We start from the raw sequence: 20,296 nt of genomic DNA on the forward strand, positions 1-20,296 counted from the left end.
TGTGAGCGACTTATTATCCCAAGACGAAATTGATGCGCTACTCCATGGTGTAGATGAAGTCGAAGAAGACGAAATCGCAGATGGTGAAGATGGTGATGGTGCCGGCGCCTTACAATACGACTTTTCATCTCAAGATAGGATTGTGCGTGGGCGCATGCCGACACTTGAGATCGTTAACGAACGTTTTGCACGCCACATGCGGATCAGCCTTTTTAACATGATGCGACGTACCGCTGAAGTGTCTATTAACGGCGTGCAGATGCTCAAGTTTGGCGAGTATATTCATACCTTGTTTGTACCAACTAGTCTAAACATGGTGAGGTTCAGGCCATTAAAAGGGACTGGCCTAATTACTATGGAAGCACGATTAGTATTTATTTTGGTAGACAATTTCTTCGGTGGAGATGGCCGTTATCATGCCAAGATTGAGGGACGGGAGTTTACGCCGACAGAACGACGTATCGTTCAAATGCTACTAAAAATCATCTTTGAAGACTATAAAGAAGCTTGGGCACCTGTAATGGATGTGTCTTTTGAGTACTTAGACTCGGAGGTGAATCCCGCGATGGCGAACATCGTATCGCCGACTGAAGTTGTCGTTATCAGCTCATTTCATATTGAGTTGGATGGCGGTGGCGGCGATTTTCACATTTCACTCCCGTACTCGATGCTTGAACCTATCCGAGAGTTGCTTGACGCTGGTGTACAATCTGATACCGAAGATACAGACTTGCGCTGGAGTAAGGCACTACGCGATGAGATAATGGACGTGGAAGTAGAAGTTTCGTCACAATTGCTCGAAGTAGATTTGTCATTAGAGCAGATAATGAAGTTACAAGCAGGGGATGTTATTCCAGTTGAAATGCCTGAACATGTAACGGTATTTGTTGAAGAGTTACCGACCTTTAGAGCTAAAATGGGACGGTCTCGCGATAATGTTGCACTGCAGATCAGTGAAAAAATTAAGCGTCCAGAATCTGTTAAGTCTGAACTTCATGTATTTACCAAAGGTGGTAAAAAGCTGGACTCAGATGCAGAGCTTGCTGAGCTTGAAGAGGATTTGCACCTATCAGAAGGTGTTGATTTAGATTGGTAGTCTCTAGGTGATTGTTATCATTAGACGCCAGTTGTGGGTAAAAATAAATTAAATCAGGTAGTAATCAATGAGCGATGATCAAGATACTATGGACGAATGGGCTGCAGCATTAGCTGAAGCAGAAGGCTCTGACAACGATGGCGAGCCAGAAGTTGCTGAATTAGATGAGCTGAAAGACTCTGGCACTGCCTTATCGTCAGATGAAAAACGAAAACTTGACACGATCCTAGACATTCCAGTCACTATTTCAATGGAAGTAGGTCGTTCAAAAATAAACATACGAAACCTTTTACAGCTAAACCAAGGCTCTGTTGTGGAGCTGGATCGTGTCGCAGGTGAGCCGCTAGATGTACTAGTTAACGGAACGCTCATTGCACATGGCGAGGTTGTGGTTGTGAATGATAAATTTGGTATTCGTTTAACCGACGTAATAAGCCAAGTTGAGCGTATTAAAAAGCTACGCTGATGCGAATAGGTGGGTACTTGAGTTTATTTAGCTTAGCGGTTACAACAACCGCTAGCGCGGCACCAACATCTGTCGCGACGGTAACGCCAGTAGGGTCAGCAGCCTCTGGGTTAAGTGCTGAGCTACTTTCTATGGGACTGTCACTAATACTGGTCATTGGACTGGTGTTAGGGCTCGCTTTCATCTTAAAGCGCTTGAATCCAAATATGGTCAACCAAAAAGATTTCAAAGTGATCCGTAGTGTTTCGCTTGGCACCAAGGAAAGGTTGTTAGTTATTGAACTGGACAATAAACACCACCTGCTTGGAGTGACGCCGAACAATATCAATTATCTCTATCAATTAGAAACACCACTTGATGATATTAATCGAACGCCTTTTGCCAATGAGTTACAGAAATTCTTGGTAGGAAAAGGTCGCGCTGAAGATAACAACAATAAGACAAATCATGATTAGATTGCTGATACTCTGCTTACTTATTTTCTCTGGTACTGTTGGCGCCGAAGGCATCGAAGCGATAAACGTTACGACTAACCCCGATGGCTCTCAGGAGTATTCTGTCACGCTACAAGTATTAGCAATAATGACAGCGTTAAGTTTTATTCCTGCGGCTGTTATTATGATGACTTCCTTTACGCGTATTATCGTTGTGTTAGCAATTTTAAGACAAGCCATTGGTCTTCAACAGTCTCCTTCTAATCAAATCCTTCTAGGGTTAACCTTGTTTTTGACATTATTTATTATGGCGCCAATTTTCTCACAAATTAATGATCAGGCCGTTCAGCCTTATATTAAAGAAGAAATCACATCTATACAGGCGTTAGAGCGGGCAAAAGAGCCAATGAAAGCCTTTATGTTGTCGCAAACACGGATAAAAGATTTAGAGACATTTGCAAAAATCGCCGGCTATGACAAATTAGATAGTCCAGAAGACACCCCGTTTATTGTGATAATCCCCGCTTTTGTTACCTCTGAGCTACAAACTGCCTTTATTATTGGCTTTATGTTCTTTATTCCATTTTTGATTGTCGACCTGGTGGTCGCGAGTGTATTAATGGCCATGGGTATGATGATGCTTTCACCTATGATTGTCTCTTTGCCATTTAAAATTATGTTATTTGTATTGGTAGATGGATGGGGTTTGGTGATGGGTACGCTCGCGCGAAGCTTCGGGCTGGGGGTGTAACGTGGAACCAGAAGTTTTCGTTGATATTTTGAGTGATGCGCTGTTTATCGTAATAAAGTTAGTGTCTGCTATAGTGATACCTGGGCTTTTAATTGGACTAGTGGTTGCGGTGTTTCAAGCGGCGACGTCAATCAATGAGCAAACGCTCAGCTTTTTGCCAAGGCTTATTATCACAATTATGGCACTAATTGCTGGAGGTCATTGGATAACTCAAGTCCTGATGGACTACTTTAACCTACTCGTGATGCGAATCCCTGAAATAGCGGGTTAATCATGGAGTTTACCTTTGCAGTGATCATGCAGTGGTTGAGCGACTTTTTGCTGCCGCTGGTGCGTATAAGCTCGATGATCATGGTAATGGCAGGGTTGGGAGCACAAAGTATTCCCGCGCGGATCAAGTTTGCGCTTGCCGTTGTTATTACATTTGCAGTCGTTCCCGCTTTACCCAAATCGGAATTTACCGACTTATTTTCATTTTCTATGATTTTTGTTGTTATTCAGGAAATGATAACAGGTATTGCGATAGGATTTGGGTCACTATTATTATTAAATACTTTCATTATTGCCGGCCAGATATTGGCGATGCAAACGGGCCTTGGTTTTGCGTCAGTTGTCGACCCCGCCAATGGATTAAGCGTACCTGCGGTCAGTCAGTTTTATCTAATCTTAGCAACACTGCTGTTTTTTGTTTACAACGGACACCTCATGATGATCCAGATGGTTGTATACAGCTTTGAGAGCTTCCCCATTGCTGGTAATTGGTGGAAAGTTGATAACTTTTGGCTTATTGTCAACTGGGGAGGGTGGATGTTTTCAACTGCGCTTGCATTATCCTTGGCTCCGCTAACCGCTATGCTGGTTATCAACATTTCGTTTGGGATTATGACCCGAGCAGCTCCGCAAATGAATATATTCTCAGTCGGCTTTGCGTTTACACTTGTGGCCGGTTTAACAATTATTTGGGCTACTTTAGGGAATTTTTTAGCACAATTTGAATTTCAGTGGCTAAAAATGACAGAGCTAATGTGTAACCTTATTGGTTGTACGGTATAGAGGTGCAAGTAAAAGATGGCAGAAGATTCAGGTCAAGAGCGCACCGAAGAGCCCACAGCAAAAAAAATTAGTGAGGCAAGAAAAAAAGGACAAGTGGCGCGCTCAAAAGAGCTCGGGACGACATTTGTATTGTTATTTTCTGCAATAGCATTGTTACTGTATGGACCAGGGATCGGCAAAGCGCTCTACAATGTAATGGGCAGAATGCTATCGTTAAATCGCAATGAAACGTACGATACAACAAAAATGTTTGCGGTTTGGGCAGATGTTGCCGATGAATTACTGTTTCCTATGGCTATGTTCGTTTTTATTATCGCTATTGCTGGAGTGGTTGGAAATACATTGCTTGGTGGGTTTAACTTTTCATGGGAGGCTGCGGCACCAAAAGCCAGTAAAATGTCACCAATGAAAGGCATTAAGCGCATGCTAGGGCCTCAAGCTGCAATAGAGTTGTTAAAATCAATACTAAAGTTTGTACTCGTTGCTGGCTTTGCTATCTTATTGATTAAAATATATTTTTATGAAATATTGCATTTAAGTATAGAGCAGATCCCCTCAAGTATTGAGCATGCGCTAGAGATTATCGCGTGGATGTTTTTAGCTCTGAGCTGCACTATGATAGTGATTTCCGCGATTGATGCCCCTTACCAAAGTTATAATCATCATAAACAACTAAAAATGACCTTACAAGAGGTGAAAGATGAATATAAAAACGCCGAAGGTGATCCGCAAATAAAAGCCCGGATCCGCCGTACTCAAAGAGAAATGTCGCAGCGGCGGATGATGCAGGATGTGCCAGATGCAGATGTTGTAGTAACAAACCCAACTCACTATTCTGTCGCGCTAAAATACGATACTGAGCGGGCTGGAGCGCCTATTGTTCTGGCAAAAGGGGTTGATGAATTGGCGATGCAGATAAGAAAGATTGCAATTGGCCGAGATGTACCCATCGTTGAATCTCCAGCGTTGACTCGTTCTCTTTATCATACAACAGAGATCGGAGATCAAATTCCAGAGCAATTATTTACAGCAGTTGCTCAAGTGCTAGCTTACGTTTTTCAACTTAACCGTTTTCAAAAGGGCAAAGGCAAACGGCCAACTGCCTTAAGCAAAAACCTACCAATACCTAATGAACTTAAGCACTAGTTAATCTTGATTTCAAGCTGGAATACATATTGCATCGATTTATCTGTGTCAAATTTTTGCATGTGTTAAGTTATGGAATTTAAAGCAGTTTTACAGCAACTCAATCGAGATAAAAAAGAATACGCTAAGGGGGTGGGGACACCTCTGTTGGTATTAGCTGCATTAGGTATGGTTATTTTACCTTTACCACCTTTTTTACTCGATATTTTATTTTCTTTTAACATAGCACTCGCGCTGGTGGTGCTCCTGGTGACGGTTTACACCATGAAGCCATTAGAGTTTGGTATGTTTCCAGCAGTACTATTGATAGCCACAATAATGCGCTTAGCATTAAATGTTGCAAGTACCCGAGTGGTACTTCTTGAAGGGCACAATGGTGGTGATGCCGCAGGTAAAGTAATTGAGGCATTTGGTAGTGTGGTTATTGGTGGTAACTATGCCGTTGGTCTGGTTGTATTCCTTATTCTCATCATCATTAATTTTGTCGTTATTACCAAAGGTGCAGGCCGTATTTCTGAAGTATCCGCACGTTTTACACTTGACGCAATGCCTGGTAAACAAATGGCGATTGATGCTGACCTTAATGCAGGGTTTATTTCTGCCGACGAAGCAAGAACTCGCCGTGATGAAGTGACACGTGAAGCTGACTTTTATGGCTCGATGGATGGTGCCAGTAAGTTTGTTAAAGGTGATGCGATTGCTGGCATAGTGATCTTAGCAATTAATATTATTGGTGGTCTTTTTGTTGGCATGATCCAACATGACTTAAGCTTTGGTCGTGCGATGGAAGTGTATACTATGCTAACTATCGGGGACGGACTGGTCGCACAAATCCCTTCATTATTATTGTCTATTGGTACCGCGATAGTTGTTACTCGTCAAAATGAATCGCACAACATGGGCGATCAGTTTAAGAGTCAGCTTGGTAATGAAAAATCACTATCGATTGCTTCTGGTATTTTAATTACGATGGGTCTGGTTCCAGGCATGCCTCACGTTGCTTTTTTGGGTTTAGGGGCTTTGTTGGGTTACATCGCTTACTACACCAGCCAGCAGAAGAAAAAAGCCGAAATTGAAAAGGCAGAACAAGCGGCGAAAGGCTCTTCGGCAAAAGGTGGGCAGCAGCAAGAGCAAAAAGAGCTTGGCTGGGACGATGTTCAACCTGTCGATGTAATAGGTCTAGAAGTTGGTTACCGTCTCATCCCACTAGTCGATCAGGCACAAGGTGGTGAGTTATTAAGTAGGATCAAAGGAGTTCGTAAGAAGCTCTCGCAAGAATTGGGCTTTTTAGTACCACCAGTACATATTCGCGATAACCTAGAATTAGACCCTAATGCTTATAATATTACTCTAATGGGAGTAGGCTCTGGAACTGGTGAGTTAAAGCATGGTGACGAATTGGCGATTAATCCAGGGCAAGTATTTGGCCCAATTAAGGGCATAGAAACCAAAGACCCAGCATTTGGATTGGATGCGGTATGGATTAAGCCGGATCAGAAGGACGAGGCGCATTCTCTTGGTTATACAGTTGTTGATGCAGCAACTGTAGTTGCCACTCATATCAGTCAGCTGCTTACAAATAATGCTTCATTGTTACTTGGCCATGAAGAAGTACAAAACCTTTTAGACATGCTAGCTAAAAGTCACCCTCGTTTAGTTGAAGGCCTTGTACCCGATATCTTGCCGTTGACTACGGTGGTTAAGGTATTACAAAATTTACTTAATGAAGGCGTTGCTATTCGCGATATGCGCTCAATTGTGCAAACACTTGTCGAGTATGGCCCTCGCAGTCAAGACCCTGATGTACTAACCGCTGCAGTGCGAATTTCCCTACGTAGACTAATCGTACAAGATGCTGTTGGAGGAGACGATGAAATCCCTGTCATAACATTGGCACCTGAGTTGGAACAGATGTTGCATCAGTCACTTCAGAACGCAGGTGATGAGGGGGCAGGCATAGAACCTGGCTTGGCAGAGAGGCTTCAAGAGTCATTAAAAGAAGCACATCATAACCAAGAAATGCTAGGTGAGCCGTCCATCTTATTAACCTCAGGTATGTTAAGAAGTGTATTGTCTAGGTTTGTTAAACACACTATCCCAGGTTTACGAGTGATGTCGTATCAAGAAGTGCCTGAAGAGAGACAAATCAAGATAGTAAGCTCGGTAGGACAATAGAGGATAAAGGGGCTGTAACATGAAAATTAAACGTTTCTTTGCAAAAGATATGCGTACGGCTTTAAATGAAGTTAAAGAAGAGCTTGGCGCAGATGCTGTCATCATGTCTAACAAAAAGCTGGCTGATGGTGTTGAAATTGTTGCTGCAATTGATAATGACCGCACAGCTGCACCGGTGCAACAACCTACAACTGGCCGAGCTAGTGCACCAAAAGAAACACAAACGCGTTTTGTGCGACCAGAGCCTCGTCAAGCACAACCAGCTAAGCAAGCTCAGGTAGCTGACAGCTTAGAGGCGCTTTTGGAGCGTCAAGCTCCACGTCCTCGCTCACCAGAGCTTGCCTCTATGTTCTCGCAGTCAGGCATTGACACAGAACAGATGCTAGGCAACCAACGCAAGATGCAACCAGAGGCGAAGCCTACTTACAGGTCAGCGCCACAAACTCATCGTCAATCTTTTGACTTTGAAGATGAAGCCACAGAGCAATCGAAGCCGTGGGGAGAATCTGATGACCTCGATAATGGCTTTGGTGATGATTTAACTGAGGTTCATAGCAAAAAAGATGAAATGAGTGCAATGCGCGAAGAGATGAACTCAATTCGCCAGCTGCTAGAGCATCAGGTATCTGGGCTAATGAAACAAGAAATGGCGCGTCGCGATCCGACACGAGCTTGCCTTGTAGACCGTCTGGAGGGGATGGGGATTGATAAAGAAGTTGCTGAACAAATGGCATGCTTCATTCCAGATGATGTATCAAGAAAAGAGGCGTGGAGTGCACTCTTAAATATGGTCATAAATCAGATGCACACCACCAACAATGATATTTTGCGTCAAGGTGGCGTTTTTGCAATGGTCGGCCCGACTGGTGTAGGTAAGACAACGACAGTGGCAAAACTTGCAGCATTGGGCGCGCAAAAATACGGTGCAGATAAAGTTGCACTTATTACAACGGATACCTACAGAATTGGCGCTTACGAGCAACTAGCAACCTATGGTAGAATCATCGGCTGTCCAGTTAAGCAAGTAAAAGATGCAAATGAACTTGCAGAAGTGCTTTATCATTTACGTAATAAGCGTCTAGTATTAATAGACACGGCAGGAATGAGTCAAAGAGATTTGCGCTTAACTGAACAGTTAAATACACTTATGCGTAGCGCAAGAGTTGATATTAGAAGTTATTTAGTGTTAAGTGCGACATCACAAATGAACGTGTTGCAAGAAACGGTAAGACACTTCCAAAAAGTAAATTTAAGTGGCTGTATTTTCACAAAACTTGATGAAAGTCTAAGTTTAGGTGAGATTATTAGCATAGCGATTCAAAATCGCTTGCCAATAGGGTATCTTACCAACGGTCAGCGAGTGCCAGAGGACATTCGTGTAGCAAATGCTCAAAAGCTAGTAAAAAAGGCTGAGCAACTGTATTTAAAAAGAATAAAAGCACAGCACTCTCGACGTGTACCTGTAGCGTCAGAGTCAGTAGGAATGTATGATTAACACAGTTTTAGATCAAGCAAGTGGCCTGCGTAGAATGAGTCAAAGTAGCAACCAGGGTGTAAAAGTCATAGCCGTGACCGGCGGAAAAGGGGGAGTGGGAAAAACCAATGTTTCGCTCAATACCGCTATTGCTATGGGTCAGCAAGGACAGCGTGTTCTTGTTTTAGATGCGGACTTAGGCTTGGCAAACTGTGATGTGATGCTAGGTCTAAGAGTCGAAAAGAATTTATCACATGTCTTATCAGGAGAGTGTGAACTAGATGAAATTCTAGTTGAAGGGCCTGCAGGTATAAAAATTGTACCAGCTACGTCAGGGTCTCAGAATATGGTTGAGCTCACTCCAGCAGAGCATGCTGGGTTAATAAGAGCTTTTAGTGAACTAAATACACAATTTGATGTGTTAATTGTTGACACTGCAGCCGGAATTTCGGATATGGTGTTGAGTTTTTCTCGTGCCGCTCAAGACGTACTCGTGGTAGTGTGTGATGAACCGACATCCATTACAGATGCCTACGCATTAATTAAAGTATTAAGTCGAGAACATGGAGTTTACCGCTTTAAAATAGTGGCCAATATGGTTCGTAGCATGCGTGAAGGTCAGGAACTTTTTGCTAAACTATCAAAAGTGACCGATCGTTTTCTTGACGTTGCTCTAGAGCTTGTCGCGACAGTACCGTTTGATGAAAATATGCGTAAGTCATCACGTCGACAAAGGGCTATCGTTGATTTATTTCCAAGCTCTCCTGCAGCTGTTGCTATTAAAGGCTTAGCTACGAGAGCGGCTAAGTGGCCAATTCCTCATCAGCCTTCTGGTCATTTAGAATTTTTTATTGAACAACTTGTAAACGGGTGATTATGGCTTCTCCGGTCAACAGAGCTGCGGGATATCAAACTTCTGACCATATTCATAAGGTGGTTGAAAGGCATGCTCCACTTGTCAAAAAAGTGGCGTGTCACCTAATCGCTCGACTTCCGGCAAGCGTGCAACTTGATGATTTGATCCAATCAGGAATGATAGGGTTAATTGAGGCAACAAAAAACTTTGACGCCAGTAAAGGTGCCAGTTTTGAAACTTTCGCGGGCATACGTATTCGAGGTGCGATGCTTGATGAAATTCGTCGTGGAGATTGGGCTCCCCGATCTGTCCACAAAAATAGCCGAATGGTTGCAGAGACTATATCTGAGCTCGAATCTCTCCTTGGTCGAGAACCAAAAGACACTGAAATCGCTGAAAAACTTGATATATCTCTAGATGAGTACCATCATATTTTACATGATGTAAATGCAAGCAAAGTAATAGGCATTGAGGATCTTGGGGTAGACGAAGATGTGATTACCCCTGCAAATAGCGATTTTGCGCTAGACAAACCGTTTAATAACGTTAAAAATGAACGTTTTAACGAGTCTTTAGTAAATGCGATAAAATCATTACCAGAAAGAGATGCCATGGTTTTGTCGCTTTATTATAACGATGAAATGAATTTAAAAGAGATTGGCGCCATTTTAGATGTCAGTGAATCTCGAGTAAGTCAAATTCACGGTCAGGCAATGATAAAGCTAAAAGCTAAAATCAATGACTGGATAAATTAGAGTACATAAAATAGTTGGGTTCGAACCTCACTGGAGGAAGTTTTGGATAAGAACATGAAGATTCTCGTGGTTGATGATTTCTCTACTATGAGAAGAATAATCAAAAACCTATTAAGAGATTTAGGCTTTACAAATGTTCAAGAAGCTGATGATGGTAGTACAGCACTTCCGATGCTACAAAATCAGGAGTTTGACTTTGTAGTAACTGATTGGAATATGCCAGGAATGCAAGGGATCGATTTATTGCGAGCAATACGAGCTGATGCAAAGTTGAAACATATTCCTGTGCTTATGGTAACCGCGGAAGCAAAAAAAGAGCAGATCGTTGCTGCAGCACAGGCTGGGGTTAATGGTTATATCGTGAAACCATTTACGGCAGGTACACTTAAAACCAAGCTTGAAAAAGTATTTGAGCGCTTAGGCTAACAGCAAGGGGAAATGGCCTATGTCTGTAAACGCTGCGCCTCAAATTACACTCGAGCAAGCTAAACAACTTGTAGAGCTATTAGAGCAAGGTGAACAAGAAAAAGCGGATCAGCTGATTTTAGAGGCTGCTAACAAAGAGCAATCCGAGTTATTTGCAGAGGTTGGCAAGCTTACTCGTCAGTTACATGAGTCATTGAAAAACTTTGAGCTGGATACTCGCCTTGCAGACCTCACAACGGAGGCCATTCCTGACGCTAAACAGCGCCTCAACTACGTCATGGAAATGACGGAGAGCGCTGCAAACAAAACGATGGACGCTGTCGAAGAGAGCTTACCGTTGGCACAAAACCTTGCCGACGAACTAGCACAAATAAAGCCAACTTGGGATCGTTTAATGAGTAGAGATATTCAGCTCGGAGAATTCAAATCTCTGTGTCACGACCTAGATAGCTTTATGCAGACTTCGAAAACACGTACGGACGAGTTACAAGGTTTGATGACAAACGTGCTCATGGCACAAGATTATCAAGACTTAACTGGTCAGGTCATCCGCCGTGTCATTGAATTAGTTCGAGAAGTAGAAGATAGTCTCATTCATCTCCTTACTGTGTTTGGTTCAGCAGACGAAACACAGGCCGGTACTAAATCGAATGAAAATGAAATAAAAACAACAGAGACTATCAGTGATGAATTGTCTGGGCCTGAAGGTCCAATTATTGACGCTGAATCACGAGACGACGTGGTTTCTGGTCAAGACGAAGTCGATGACTTGCTATCTAGTTTAGGCTTCTAGTTGGAGAGTGTGTATGAGCTTTGAAGTCGATGAAGATATCTTGCAGGACTTTCTTGTTGAAGCAGGCGAAATATTAGAGCTTTTATCTGAGCAGCTTGTTGAGCTAGAAAACAACCCTGAAGATAAAGAACTTCTTAATGCGATTTTCCGTGGCTTCCATACTGTTAAAGGTGGAGCTGGATTCTTGGGCATGACGGAGCTGGTAGACGCTTGTCATGGTGCGGAAAACGTATTCGATGTGTTACGACAGGGGCAACGAAAAGTAACTTCCGAATTGATGGATGTTATCTTACAGTCTTTGGATACAATCAATGAGATGTTTGCTTGTATCCAAAATCGTGAAGAGCCTGAAGCTGCTGATCCTGCGTTGCTTGAAACACTTCACAAACTCAGTCAACCAGCATCTGAGGACGAGGTAGTTGAAGAAGTCGCTTCAGCACCTGTTGCAGAAACTGAACCAGTACCTGAAGTTAGTGCAGATGATATTTTATTTGACGTCGATACTGATGGCGACGCCAGTTCTAGTATTGATGAGATAACTGAAGAAGAATTCGAAAATTTACTTGATGAGTTACATGGTTCAGGAAATGGTCCCGCTCCGACCAGTACAGAAAGCCCGGAAAGTGCACCACCAAGCAGTGATGATGGCGACATTACTGATGACGAATTTGACAATCTATTAGATGAGTTACACGGTGTCGGCAAATTTGGCGGGGCACCAAACAGTGAAGACCCTGTTCCTAAAGAAGCTCAAGCACCAGCGCAAGTCAGTGAGCAAGCAAATGCCAACGGTGGAGACGATGAGGAAATCACAGATGACGAGTTTGAAGCCTTATTAGACGAGTTACATGGAAAAGGCAGTGCGCCAAAAGCAACTGAAGAAGCGGTAACGCAAGCTCCAACGCCACCACCCAAACAGCCTGAAGCGAAAGCAGCTTCAAAACCGGCGGCTAAGCCAGCGGCTAAACCAGCTCCTAAAGCCGAAGCAAAACCTGCGCCTCAAAAAGAAGCAGAGCCTGCAAAGGCCGCAGCTCCTGCAGCTAAAAAGCCAGCTGCACAAGCAGAAACAACAGTACGTGTCGACACAAAACGTCTTGATGAAATCATGAATATGGTCGGTGAGTTGGTATTGGTACGCAACCGTTTGGTCAGTCTGGCGAATAACACAAATAGTGAGAGTATGGGTAAAGCCATATCAAACCTTGATGTGGTGACAGCTGACTTGCAAGGTGCTGTAATGAAAACTCGAATGCAACCCATCAAGAAAGTGTTCGGTCGCTTTCCTCGGGTTGTAAGAGACCTTGCTCGAAGCTTAAAAAAGGAAATCAATCTTGTTTTACAAGGTGAAGAAACTGATTTAGATAAAAACTTAGTTGAAGCGCTTGCGGATCCGTTGGTTCACTTGGTACGAAATTCTGTTGACCACGGAATTGAGATGCCAGATGTTCGAGAAGCGTCTGGTAAGCCAAGAATGGGAACCGTGACACTTTCAGCTTCTCAAGAAGGGGATCATATTCTACTGACCATTCGTGACGATGGTGCAGGTATGGATCCTGAAAAGTTGAAGAAAATTGCTATTAATAAAGGCGTGATCGATTCAGACCAAGCAAGCAGATTGTCGGATACCGAAGCGTACAATCTAATATTTGCCCCTGGCTTTTCAACAAAAGAACAGATATCTGATATTTCAGGCCGCGGCGTCGGTATGGATGTCGTAAAGACTAAAATTACCCAACTTAATGGCTCTGTTAATATACAGTCAGAACTCGGAGTTGGCACTGTATTAGAGATCAAGGTTCCATTGACACTGGCCATTTTACCTACCTTAATGGTTGTGGTTGGAGAGCAGACTTTCGCACTACCGCTTGCGGGAGTGAGCGAAATCTTCCACCTTGATTTGACAAAGACCAATGTAGTTGATGGACAGCTCACTATCATTGTTCGTGAAAAAGCCATACCACTGTTTTATCTCGAACATTGGCTGGTGAAGGGCGCAGACCGAAGCATGAGAAAAGCAGAGGGTCATGTTGTAATAGCTCAGATAGGGACTAAACAAGTGGGTTTTGTTGTTGACTCCCTTATCGGTCAGGAAGAGGTGGTGATAAAGCCCCTTGATGCCTTATTGCAAGGTACACCAGGTATGGCTGGGGCAACTATCACTTCTGATGGTGGCATTGCTTTAATCCTAGATGTACCTAACTTATTAAAACACTACGCTTAAGTTTTTAAGCGTAGTCAAATGCTAGAGCGGTTTGACTGCTCTGCTGTAGAGCAAAATAAAAGAGCGTTGCCAATGGCAGTTAAAGTATTAGTTGTTGATGACTCGAGCTTCTTTCGTCGCCGAGTCAGTGAAATCTTAGAAAAAGATAGTGAAATCAAAGTTATAGACTTTGCAGTTAATGGTAAAGAGGCGGTTGAAAAGGCCGCTTCGTTGCGTCCAGACGTGATTACAATGGACGTAGAAATGCCAGTACTCGATGGTATAAGCGCTGTAAAGCAAATAATGCAAGCGACGCCAACCCCGATACTGATGTTTTCGTCGTTAACGCGGGAAGGCGCCAGTGCAACGTTAGACGCGCTTGATGCGGGTGCTGTAGACTTTTTGCCTAAAAAATTTGAAGACATTGCTAGAAACAGCGAAGAGGCGATAAAGTCATTACAGAACAAAGTGAAAGAGATTGGCCGACGTCGAGTGAGCCGATTTACACGGCCAAGTATTTCGACTTCGAATCGAACAATAGAGCCAAAGCCAGTCCGAAACGAGACATTAAGACCAGCAGTGCCTCAGCCAGATAGAAGCTTTCAAAGATCGGCAACCACTTCTTCACCGGCTGCCTCTGCCGCAAGAGCATCTGGGAAAAAATATAGTTTAGTAGCGATTGGCACTTCAACGGGGGGGCCTGTTGCGCTGCAAACAATTCTAACGCAAATACCTGCAAACTTCCCTCATCCGATCCTGCTTATCCAACACATGCCAGCCGCATTTACCCCTGCATTTGCAGCCAGGCTACATAGCCTGTGTAAGATTAAAGTGAAAGAAGCAGAGCATGGAGATAGACTCATGCCTGGAGTCGCCTATCTTGCTCCTGGTGGAAAGCAAATGATGGTTGAAAGTCGAGGTGGCAGTAAAACGTTAAAGGTTTTTGAAGATGATAGTCCGAGAATAACCTACAAACCTAGCGTTGATATCACCTTCGCAAGTGTCGCTAAAGCATATGGTGGTGACGCATTAGCTGTTGTGTTAACTGGTATGGGAGCTGATGGTAGAGATGGCGCTAGGATGTTAAAGCAGGTAGGAGCTACAATCTGGGCACAAGATGAAGCTACCTGTGTAGTGTATGGCATGCCGCAAGCGGTTGCGAGTGCGGGCCTAGCATCAGATAGTATTGCGTTACAAGACTTTGCGTCGAGAATTAACAAGGAAGCGGGTAATCAATAAGCCCACTGGCAAAGTTACGTTGCCGAAGCTTGCAATTATCGAACTTTTAAAACAAAAAATAACATTGAGTTTGTATAATAAAGGCCGCATTATGCGGCCGTTATGAGCGAAGGAATATTGAGTGAAAATTTGGACGGTAGCAAATCAAAAAGGTGGCGTGGGCAAAACCACAACAACGGTAAGTCTGGGCGGTATTTTAGCTGAACAAGGCCATCGTGTTTTATTGATTGATACCGACCCTCATGCTTCACTGACTTATTACTTTGGTATAGATTCTGAAGAGTTAGAAGTTAGCGTTTACGATATTTTTATACGTGGAAATAGCATGACGGGGGAAGAGATATTGCAAGCACTTTGCCCGTCAACCATTGAAAACCTTGATATCCTTCCTGCGACTATGGCTATTGCCACGTTAGACAGGAGTATGGGCAACAAGACTGGCATGGGTCTGATCTTGAAAAAGTCTATTGAGAAAATTGCGGATCAGTATGATTATGCGATTCTGGATTGTCCACCGGTACTTGGTGTATTGATGGTTAATGCGCTTGCTGCAAGTGAGAGAATATTGGTCCCAGTACAGACAGAATTTCTTGCCTTGAAGGGACTCGATAGAATGATGCGAACTATGGAGCTGATGCAATCTTCACAACAAAAACAATACCAGTATACGATAATACCCACGATGTATGATAAGCGTACAAAGGCATCTTTAGAGGCATATAAAACATTGTTGGCGACTTACAAAGACGCAGTTTGGCCGGGTGTGGTTCCTGTTGATACAAAATTTAGAGATGCCAGCCTTGCACAACAAGTTCCGGTGCAGTTTTGTCCAAAGTCTCGGGGCGTATTTGCCTATCGTGCTTTGTTGGATTATTTAAAGCAGCTAAGCTAGAGAATAGAATGAGTAAGCACTTATTTGCAAATGAAAAGGTAATGAAACAGTACCTTAGTGCATTACTACAGGAAGAGCCTGAAGTACAAGATTGCGCTTTATCACCTGTTGCGAAGCTATTGGAACAGGTAAAAGACCCTGATGTGGAGCAAGAAATAGTTCCCGCAGCCGCTGACATTAAGCCAACAACGATTGAATCGATGACTGAAGTACAAGAGCAAGAGGTGAGTAAATTTGCTCAAGATCTTGAAGTCACTGAAAATACATCTATTATCAAAGAACAGGCAACGATAGAAGCGACGTCAGCGCGTGACGCTTACCAAGAAGGTGAGTTTCAAGCATTATTTTTTGAAGTTGCAGGTCTAACGCTCGCGGTTCCGCTGAAGTCTCTTGGCGGTATACACCAGTTAGGTGAGGTCAATCAATTGTTTGGCAAACCTAAATGGTTTAGAGGGGTGATGTTAAACCGCGAAGAAAAACTAAATGTTGTAGATACTGCGATGTGGGTGATGCCTGAAAAATTGACACCTGAGCTTCAAGATAGCCTGAATTATCAATATCTAATCATGCTTGGAGATAGTAGTTGGGGGCTATTGGCAGAAAAGCTCGTCAATAACTTGACACTCAAGCCTGAAGACATAAAGTGGCGTACCAGCGACAGCAAGAGACCTTGGCTAGCTGGGGTGATAAAAGAAAAAATGTGTGCGCTAATAGATGTAGAGAATTTAAACCGTTTGCTAGAACAAGGCCTCGATAGTCGAGAGCAGTAACTAGTATATTGATGGAGTGAGACCATGAGCCAAGATAGACTACTTTCTGCAGACAAAAATGCTGATAGTAATGATGAAGTATTGCAGTGGGTTACTTATAAGCTTGAAGAGGAAACTTACGGTATTAACGTAATGCAAGTACAGGAAGTGCTGCGCTATACAGAAATTGCACCTGTTCCAGGCGCACCAAGCTATGTGCTTGGTATTATCAATTTGCGTGGTAATGTCGTTACCGTAATAGACACGCGAGCAAGGTTTGGCCTTCAGAGCGCGGAAGTTACAGACAATTCACGGATCGTAATTATCGAAGCTGAAAAGCAAGTGATCGGTATTTTAGTCGACAGTGTTGCTGAAGTTGTGTACTTGCGTAGCTCGGAGATTGATAGTGCTCCAAATATAGGTACAGAGGAGAGTGCTAAGTTCATCCAAGGTGTCTCGAACCGAGAAGGCGAGTTACTGATTTTGGTTGATCTTAATAAATTATTAAGTGATGACGAATGGGATGAGCTGAGTCATATTTAGATGTTGGAAGTAGTAAACGCTCAAATCGTTTTACTCGTCATATCAATAACCTCAAGCGTACTCGCGATAGTGTGCTTGAGGTTTGTTTTTGTGTTGGGTAAAAAATTACAAAAAGAAAGATCGAATATTATGCAAGCTTCAAGTGCATTGCAGGGAGCTGAGCAGCAAATTGCGATATTGCGCAGTGAAGTTGCAGAGCTTCGCGCTAGCATAATGAGTGTTGGTAAACGAGTAGTGACAACAGAGCAGGAGCTCCATGAACTTGCAAATCAGCAAGCAGCACAAAAATATGACGATCCAGACGCAAAAATTTACTCTCGAGCGGTAAAAATGGTTGAGCTGGGGGCTGATATTGAAGAAGTCATGCGAGAGTGTGAGTTGCCTCGTGCTGAGGCCGAGCTATTAATGTCTTTACATAACAAATCAAAATAATGTTGGTTGCAAGCTAGAGGGGGACTAGGCCTTTATATCTAGCTTGCCACGAAACCCCTCCCAACCGGGAGGAAACTTTCCACGCATAATATAAGAGAACGCAATAAGTTCAGCAATAACATAATATAACTCTCTAGGAATTTCCTGATGTAGCTCTAAGGCGCTTAATGTCTGTACTAAAGATTCATCCTCATGGATCATGATGTTCTTTTCTTTTGCGAGCGCAATAATTTCTTCCGCTAATTCACCATAGCCTTTGAAGGTCACTTGAGGTGCGCTTCCGGCTTCGTAAAGTAATCCAATTGCTGATTTGTGCGTCATTAGTATTTACACCTTAATGTTAATAATGGCATGTTCAGAGAAGAACTTGTCTTGAAAACTGGCTTCTTCCCTCAAGTCTATCTCGGCTACTTGCAGTCCGTGAGCGGCGAGTTTGTGCCTAAGAGTTGCCAAATGGGGTTCAGCGAGTTGTTTCACTTGGTTGGAAGTTGCAACTAGTGCACATTCCAGAGCTTTATCCATTAGCTCTGCTTGGGCATGGATCTGGCCTTTATCAGCAAAATCAAAACACAAGCGAATAAACCACACTGACTTCTCAGGCATTCCAGCTTTGGGCGACTTTTTATACTCTCCGATTTGTAACTGTGTTTGCTGTTGCTCTTGTCCAACCTTTGTAGGGAATAGCAAATTAACGATGAGCTGCGTTTCACTATCTTGTTTCCCTAAACTCGTGGTTTGTAATTGAGATTGTTGTGGTTGTAGTTGGTTGTGTAGTTGTCCCAAGTCATTTAAAAGCTCTTTTGCGATTGGCTGTTGTAACGCATCTGCAACTTGTTTAGGAGAGAGCATTTTTAACTGTGGCAACAACGTCTCTAGCAGTGCCTGCATCTTTTGATTTGCGCTTTCTTTGCTAGTGTCTTGACCTGCGACTTGGCCACCTAAAAGAGAAAGTAGCAAGCGTTCTAACATTTGTGTAAAGCTAGATTGGTTCAAGCTTGATGTCGTATTACTAAACGGCGTTAAGCTCAGTTGGCTTTCTAGTTGATTTTTAACTGCGAGTGCCGAAATAGAACGCTCATCCAATAGCCGAGAGAACGCTTGGTTTACTAGTTTTTGTAGCTCAGGCATTTGACTTAACGAATCAGCTTTTAACGCTTTTGCTATCGTGTTAGAGGCTTGCTGTAGCGGGCCTTGAATATTGTCTTTTCTTCCCAGCTTTGCGGTTGGCATGTTTAGTAATACTTCAATGATCCCTTTAACTTCTTTGGTCACAGAGTGAGTAAGCTGTTCACTCGAAGCATATGGTACAAACTGTGCAGTTTTATCAACAAGCAAAGGTGCGGTGTGTGTTTTAAGATACAGTGGTCTCTCTAGAATTTGAGTAACCTGTCGAAGCTGCTTAGTGTCTAGCTGCTCCTTACCAGTGAATGTGTCTAGTAATAAAGAGAGGGCTTTTTGCTTCATTTCAAAATCGACGGGAAGCGCTTGGTACTTTGGTTCTGTGCTAGGGTTTTGTTGTAAGTAGTGGATGATGGAGGCGGTTAATTTCTCGCGATTAATAGGGGGCTGGCTCTGTTGTAATGGTACTGATGATTGTCTCATCATATCGAGCAGGCTCTGCTTTATTTGGCCAGTGAGCTTCTGTAGTGGAGTACTTATCTTACTTTCGTTATGTTGGTTTACGTCTTGGGCTTGTATGATGGAGCTTGGTAATAGGCGCTTAATACTCTCATGTTGATTATTAGATGTCAGCAAGGCTTGAGAAGCATTAGATTGATGGGGTTGTTGTTTGCCAAAAGGTCTGCCGATCAGCACTTGCAATGCCCGCGCGACGCTTGACTTTATTTGTTGCAGGCTGACCTCAAGTAATGGTGTTTCGTATTGGAGTGTATGTATTGAAGTTGGGTTGGTGCTATTTATTGGCGTAATGGGTTTTGCAATCGCACTTACTTGATGCAGCAATGCGCTAAGCGGTTTGATCGTTTCCACTTTTATTTGTCGTGCTGGCATTGTCACGTCTACCCCGTTGATGGCTGCTTTGAGCTCACCTTTTTGCCATGTTGAAGAAGGTGGCCAATTACTGGGGATCCTCGGTAAGCTAATTGGGCGATCGTTAATATTAAGCATTACCCCGTTGACTAGAGGCTTTATATTGATGGGGCTAAGCTGGCTAGAGATAAGTTTAATAATCATTGATTTAGGTAATGTGGTGCTAAACAGAGGATCACTAAATTGATTTACTATTTGCAAAAGAGTATTGCTTTGTTGAGTACTTAGATTAGCAAACAGTTTGCTCTCACTTGCGAGCAATTGTGCGACGGGGTGTGGTACCGGTACCTTCAAATCAAGGGAATTAATACGCAATGTGGAATCAGGCTGCACAGTTGCCGAAGACTGAATAATTGTACTGTTGGTTTGGCCTTTAAGTGTCGCCAAAATATCAAAAAGCTGACTCGTCAATGTGACTTGAGCTTGTAATTTTGGGGTATGGAAAGTAACTACTTTCCCTGTTTCGTCGATACTAACTTGGGCTTCTTGGAGCTGATTAGGTTGAGTTGGTGGTTTCAACGCAATTTGGATAGTTTGCCAGCGACCGTCAATTGTTACATCCATCTTTAGTTTATCATTGCTAATGTGAATGTTTTTTGCTGCAAAAGGCTGGTTGTTAGTCAAGTCTAATTTAGATACTTCGCTATTATCTGTGCTTATCACAGATGCTGTCGTAGTATTTGTTGTAATTGGCAGCTTATTCATTATTTTAAATCAAATTTTCGCTAATCGATCGCATCGGATTATTCGTATTACCATACCATTAT

The 20,296-nt window shown here is 43.0% G+C and carries 21 protein-coding genes; 19 read left to right on the forward strand and 2 right to left on the reverse strand.

Going from position 1 to position 20,296, the window contains the following annotated elements; genetic code table 11:
• Nucleotide 1 precedes the first annotated feature (1 nt).
• The 19 genes from fliM to J8Z24_RS06150 all read left to right on the forward strand — a co-directional run bounded on the left by fliM (nt 2) and on the right by J8Z24_RS06150 (nt 17,480).
• Nucleotides 2-1,096, forward strand: a complete 1,095-nt coding sequence (fliM, locus tag J8Z24_RS06060; protein ID WP_128729874.1) for a flagellar motor switch protein FliM — start codon at nt 2-4, stop codon at nt 1,094-1,096.
• 67 nt (nt 1,097-1,163) lie between these two features.
• Complete coding sequence (gene fliN / locus J8Z24_RS06065) at nt 1,164-1,562, forward strand: flagellar motor switch protein FliN (protein ID WP_125252010.1); 399 nt, start codon at nt 1,164-1,166, stop codon at nt 1,560-1,562.
• Between the two features lie 17 nt (nt 1,563-1,579).
• Nucleotides 1,580-2,017, forward strand: coding sequence for a flagellar biosynthetic protein FliO (fliO, locus tag J8Z24_RS06070; RefSeq protein ID WP_404824197.1), 438 nt, complete (start codon nt 1,580-1,582; stop codon nt 2,015-2,017).
• Nucleotides 2,010-2,747, forward strand: a complete 738-nt coding sequence (gene fliP, locus J8Z24_RS06075; RefSeq protein ID WP_125252008.1) for a flagellar type III secretion system pore protein FliP — start codon at nt 2,010-2,012, stop codon at nt 2,745-2,747. The genes fliO and fliP overlap by 8 nt, the downstream gene beginning before the upstream one ends.
• 1 nt (nt 2,748) lies before the next feature.
• A complete protein-coding gene (gene fliQ, locus J8Z24_RS06080; RefSeq protein WP_125252007.1) occupies nt 2,749-3,018 on the forward strand; it encodes a flagellar biosynthesis protein FliQ in 270 nt (89 codons plus the stop codon).
• 2 nt (nt 3,019-3,020) lie between these two features.
• Nucleotides 3,021-3,800: a flagellar biosynthetic protein FliR gene (gene fliR / locus J8Z24_RS06085; protein WP_125252006.1), complete on the forward strand. Its 780-nt coding sequence runs from the start codon at nt 3,021-3,023 to the stop codon at nt 3,798-3,800.
• A 15-nt stretch (nt 3,801-3,815) separates the two neighbouring features.
• Nucleotides 3,816-4,946 carry a flagellar biosynthesis protein FlhB gene (gene flhB / locus J8Z24_RS06090; protein WP_128729876.1) on the forward strand — a complete coding sequence of 377 codons (1,131 nt, stop codon included), beginning with the start codon at nt 3,816-3,818 and terminating at the stop codon, nt 4,944-4,946.
• Nucleotides 4,947-5,018: 72 nt separating this feature from the next.
• Nucleotides 5,019-7,121, forward strand: coding sequence for a flagellar biosynthesis protein FlhA (gene flhA / locus J8Z24_RS06095; RefSeq protein WP_128729877.1), 2,103 nt, complete (start codon nt 5,019-5,021; stop codon nt 7,119-7,121).
• Between the two features lie 19 nt (nt 7,122-7,140).
• Complete coding sequence (gene flhF, locus J8Z24_RS06100) at nt 7,141-8,616, forward strand: flagellar biosynthesis GTPase FlhF (protein ID WP_125252003.1); 1,476 nt, start codon at nt 7,141-7,143, stop codon at nt 8,614-8,616.
• Complete coding sequence (locus J8Z24_RS06105) at nt 8,609-9,469, forward strand: MinD/ParA family protein (protein WP_125252002.1); 861 nt, start codon at nt 8,609-8,611, stop codon at nt 9,467-9,469. The genes flhF and J8Z24_RS06105 overlap by 8 nt, the downstream gene beginning before the upstream one ends.
• A gap of 2 nt (nt 9,470-9,471) precedes the next feature.
• Nucleotides 9,472-10,206, forward strand: coding sequence for an RNA polymerase sigma factor FliA (locus tag J8Z24_RS06110; protein WP_128729878.1), 735 nt, complete (start codon nt 9,472-9,474; stop codon nt 10,204-10,206).
• Nucleotides 10,207-10,248: 42 nt separating this feature from the next.
• Nucleotides 10,249-10,632 (forward strand): chemotaxis response regulator CheY, encoded by a 384-nt coding sequence (cheY, locus tag J8Z24_RS06115; RefSeq protein WP_125252000.1) that lies wholly within the window; start codon nt 10,249-10,251, stop codon nt 10,630-10,632.
• A gap of 19 nt (nt 10,633-10,651) precedes the next feature.
• Nucleotides 10,652-11,425: a protein phosphatase CheZ gene (locus J8Z24_RS06120; protein ID WP_128729879.1), complete on the forward strand. Its 774-nt coding sequence runs from the start codon at nt 10,652-10,654 to the stop codon at nt 11,423-11,425.
• 13 nt (nt 11,426-11,438) lie between these two features.
• Nucleotides 11,439-13,646 carry a chemotaxis protein CheA gene (locus J8Z24_RS06125; protein WP_176031867.1) on the forward strand — a complete coding sequence of 736 codons (2,208 nt, stop codon included), beginning with the start codon at nt 11,439-11,441 and terminating at the stop codon, nt 13,644-13,646.
• Nucleotides 13,647-13,718: 72 nt separating this feature from the next.
• Nucleotides 13,719-14,864, forward strand: coding sequence for a protein-glutamate methylesterase/protein-glutamine glutaminase (locus J8Z24_RS06130; RefSeq protein ID WP_125252078.1), 1,146 nt, complete (start codon nt 13,719-13,721; stop codon nt 14,862-14,864).
• A gap of 121 nt (nt 14,865-14,985) precedes the next feature.
• Complete coding sequence (locus tag J8Z24_RS06135) at nt 14,986-15,756, forward strand: ParA family protein (RefSeq protein WP_125251997.1); 771 nt, start codon at nt 14,986-14,988, stop codon at nt 15,754-15,756.
• Between the two features lie 8 nt (nt 15,757-15,764).
• Entirely contained in the window at nt 15,765-16,526 is a 762-nt protein-coding gene (locus tag J8Z24_RS06140) for a chemotaxis protein CheW (RefSeq protein ID WP_125251996.1), read from the forward strand.
• Between the two features lie 24 nt (nt 16,527-16,550).
• Complete coding sequence (locus J8Z24_RS06145; protein ID WP_010369098.1) at nt 16,551-17,048, forward strand: chemotaxis protein CheW; 498 nt, start codon at nt 16,551-16,553, stop codon at nt 17,046-17,048.
• Nucleotides 17,049-17,480, forward strand: a complete 432-nt coding sequence (locus tag J8Z24_RS06150; RefSeq protein ID WP_128729881.1) for a DUF2802 domain-containing protein — start codon at nt 17,049-17,051, stop codon at nt 17,478-17,480.
• A 24-nt stretch (nt 17,481-17,504) separates the two neighbouring features.
• Here J8Z24_RS06150 and J8Z24_RS06155 read toward each other — a convergent pair whose 3' ends face one another.
• Both J8Z24_RS06155 and fliK read right to left on the reverse strand, forming a co-directional pair.
• Nucleotides 17,505-17,801 carry an EscU/YscU/HrcU family type III secretion system export apparatus switch protein gene (locus J8Z24_RS06155; RefSeq protein ID WP_128729882.1) on the reverse strand — a complete coding sequence of 99 codons (297 nt, stop codon included), beginning with the start codon at nt 17,799-17,801 and terminating at the stop codon, nt 17,505-17,507.
• Between the two features lie 6 nt (nt 17,802-17,807).
• Complete coding sequence (fliK, locus tag J8Z24_RS06160; RefSeq protein WP_252095468.1) at nt 17,808-20,234, reverse strand: flagellar hook-length control protein FliK; 2,427 nt, start codon at nt 20,232-20,234, stop codon at nt 17,808-17,810.
• Nucleotides 20,235-20,296 lie beyond the last annotated feature (62 nt).

It is taken from the genome of Pseudoalteromonas sp. SCSIO 43201 (assembly GCF_023716725.1).
In the GTDB taxonomy this organism is placed as follows: domain Bacteria; phylum Pseudomonadota; class Gammaproteobacteria; order Enterobacterales; family Alteromonadaceae; genus Pseudoalteromonas; species Pseudoalteromonas peptidolytica.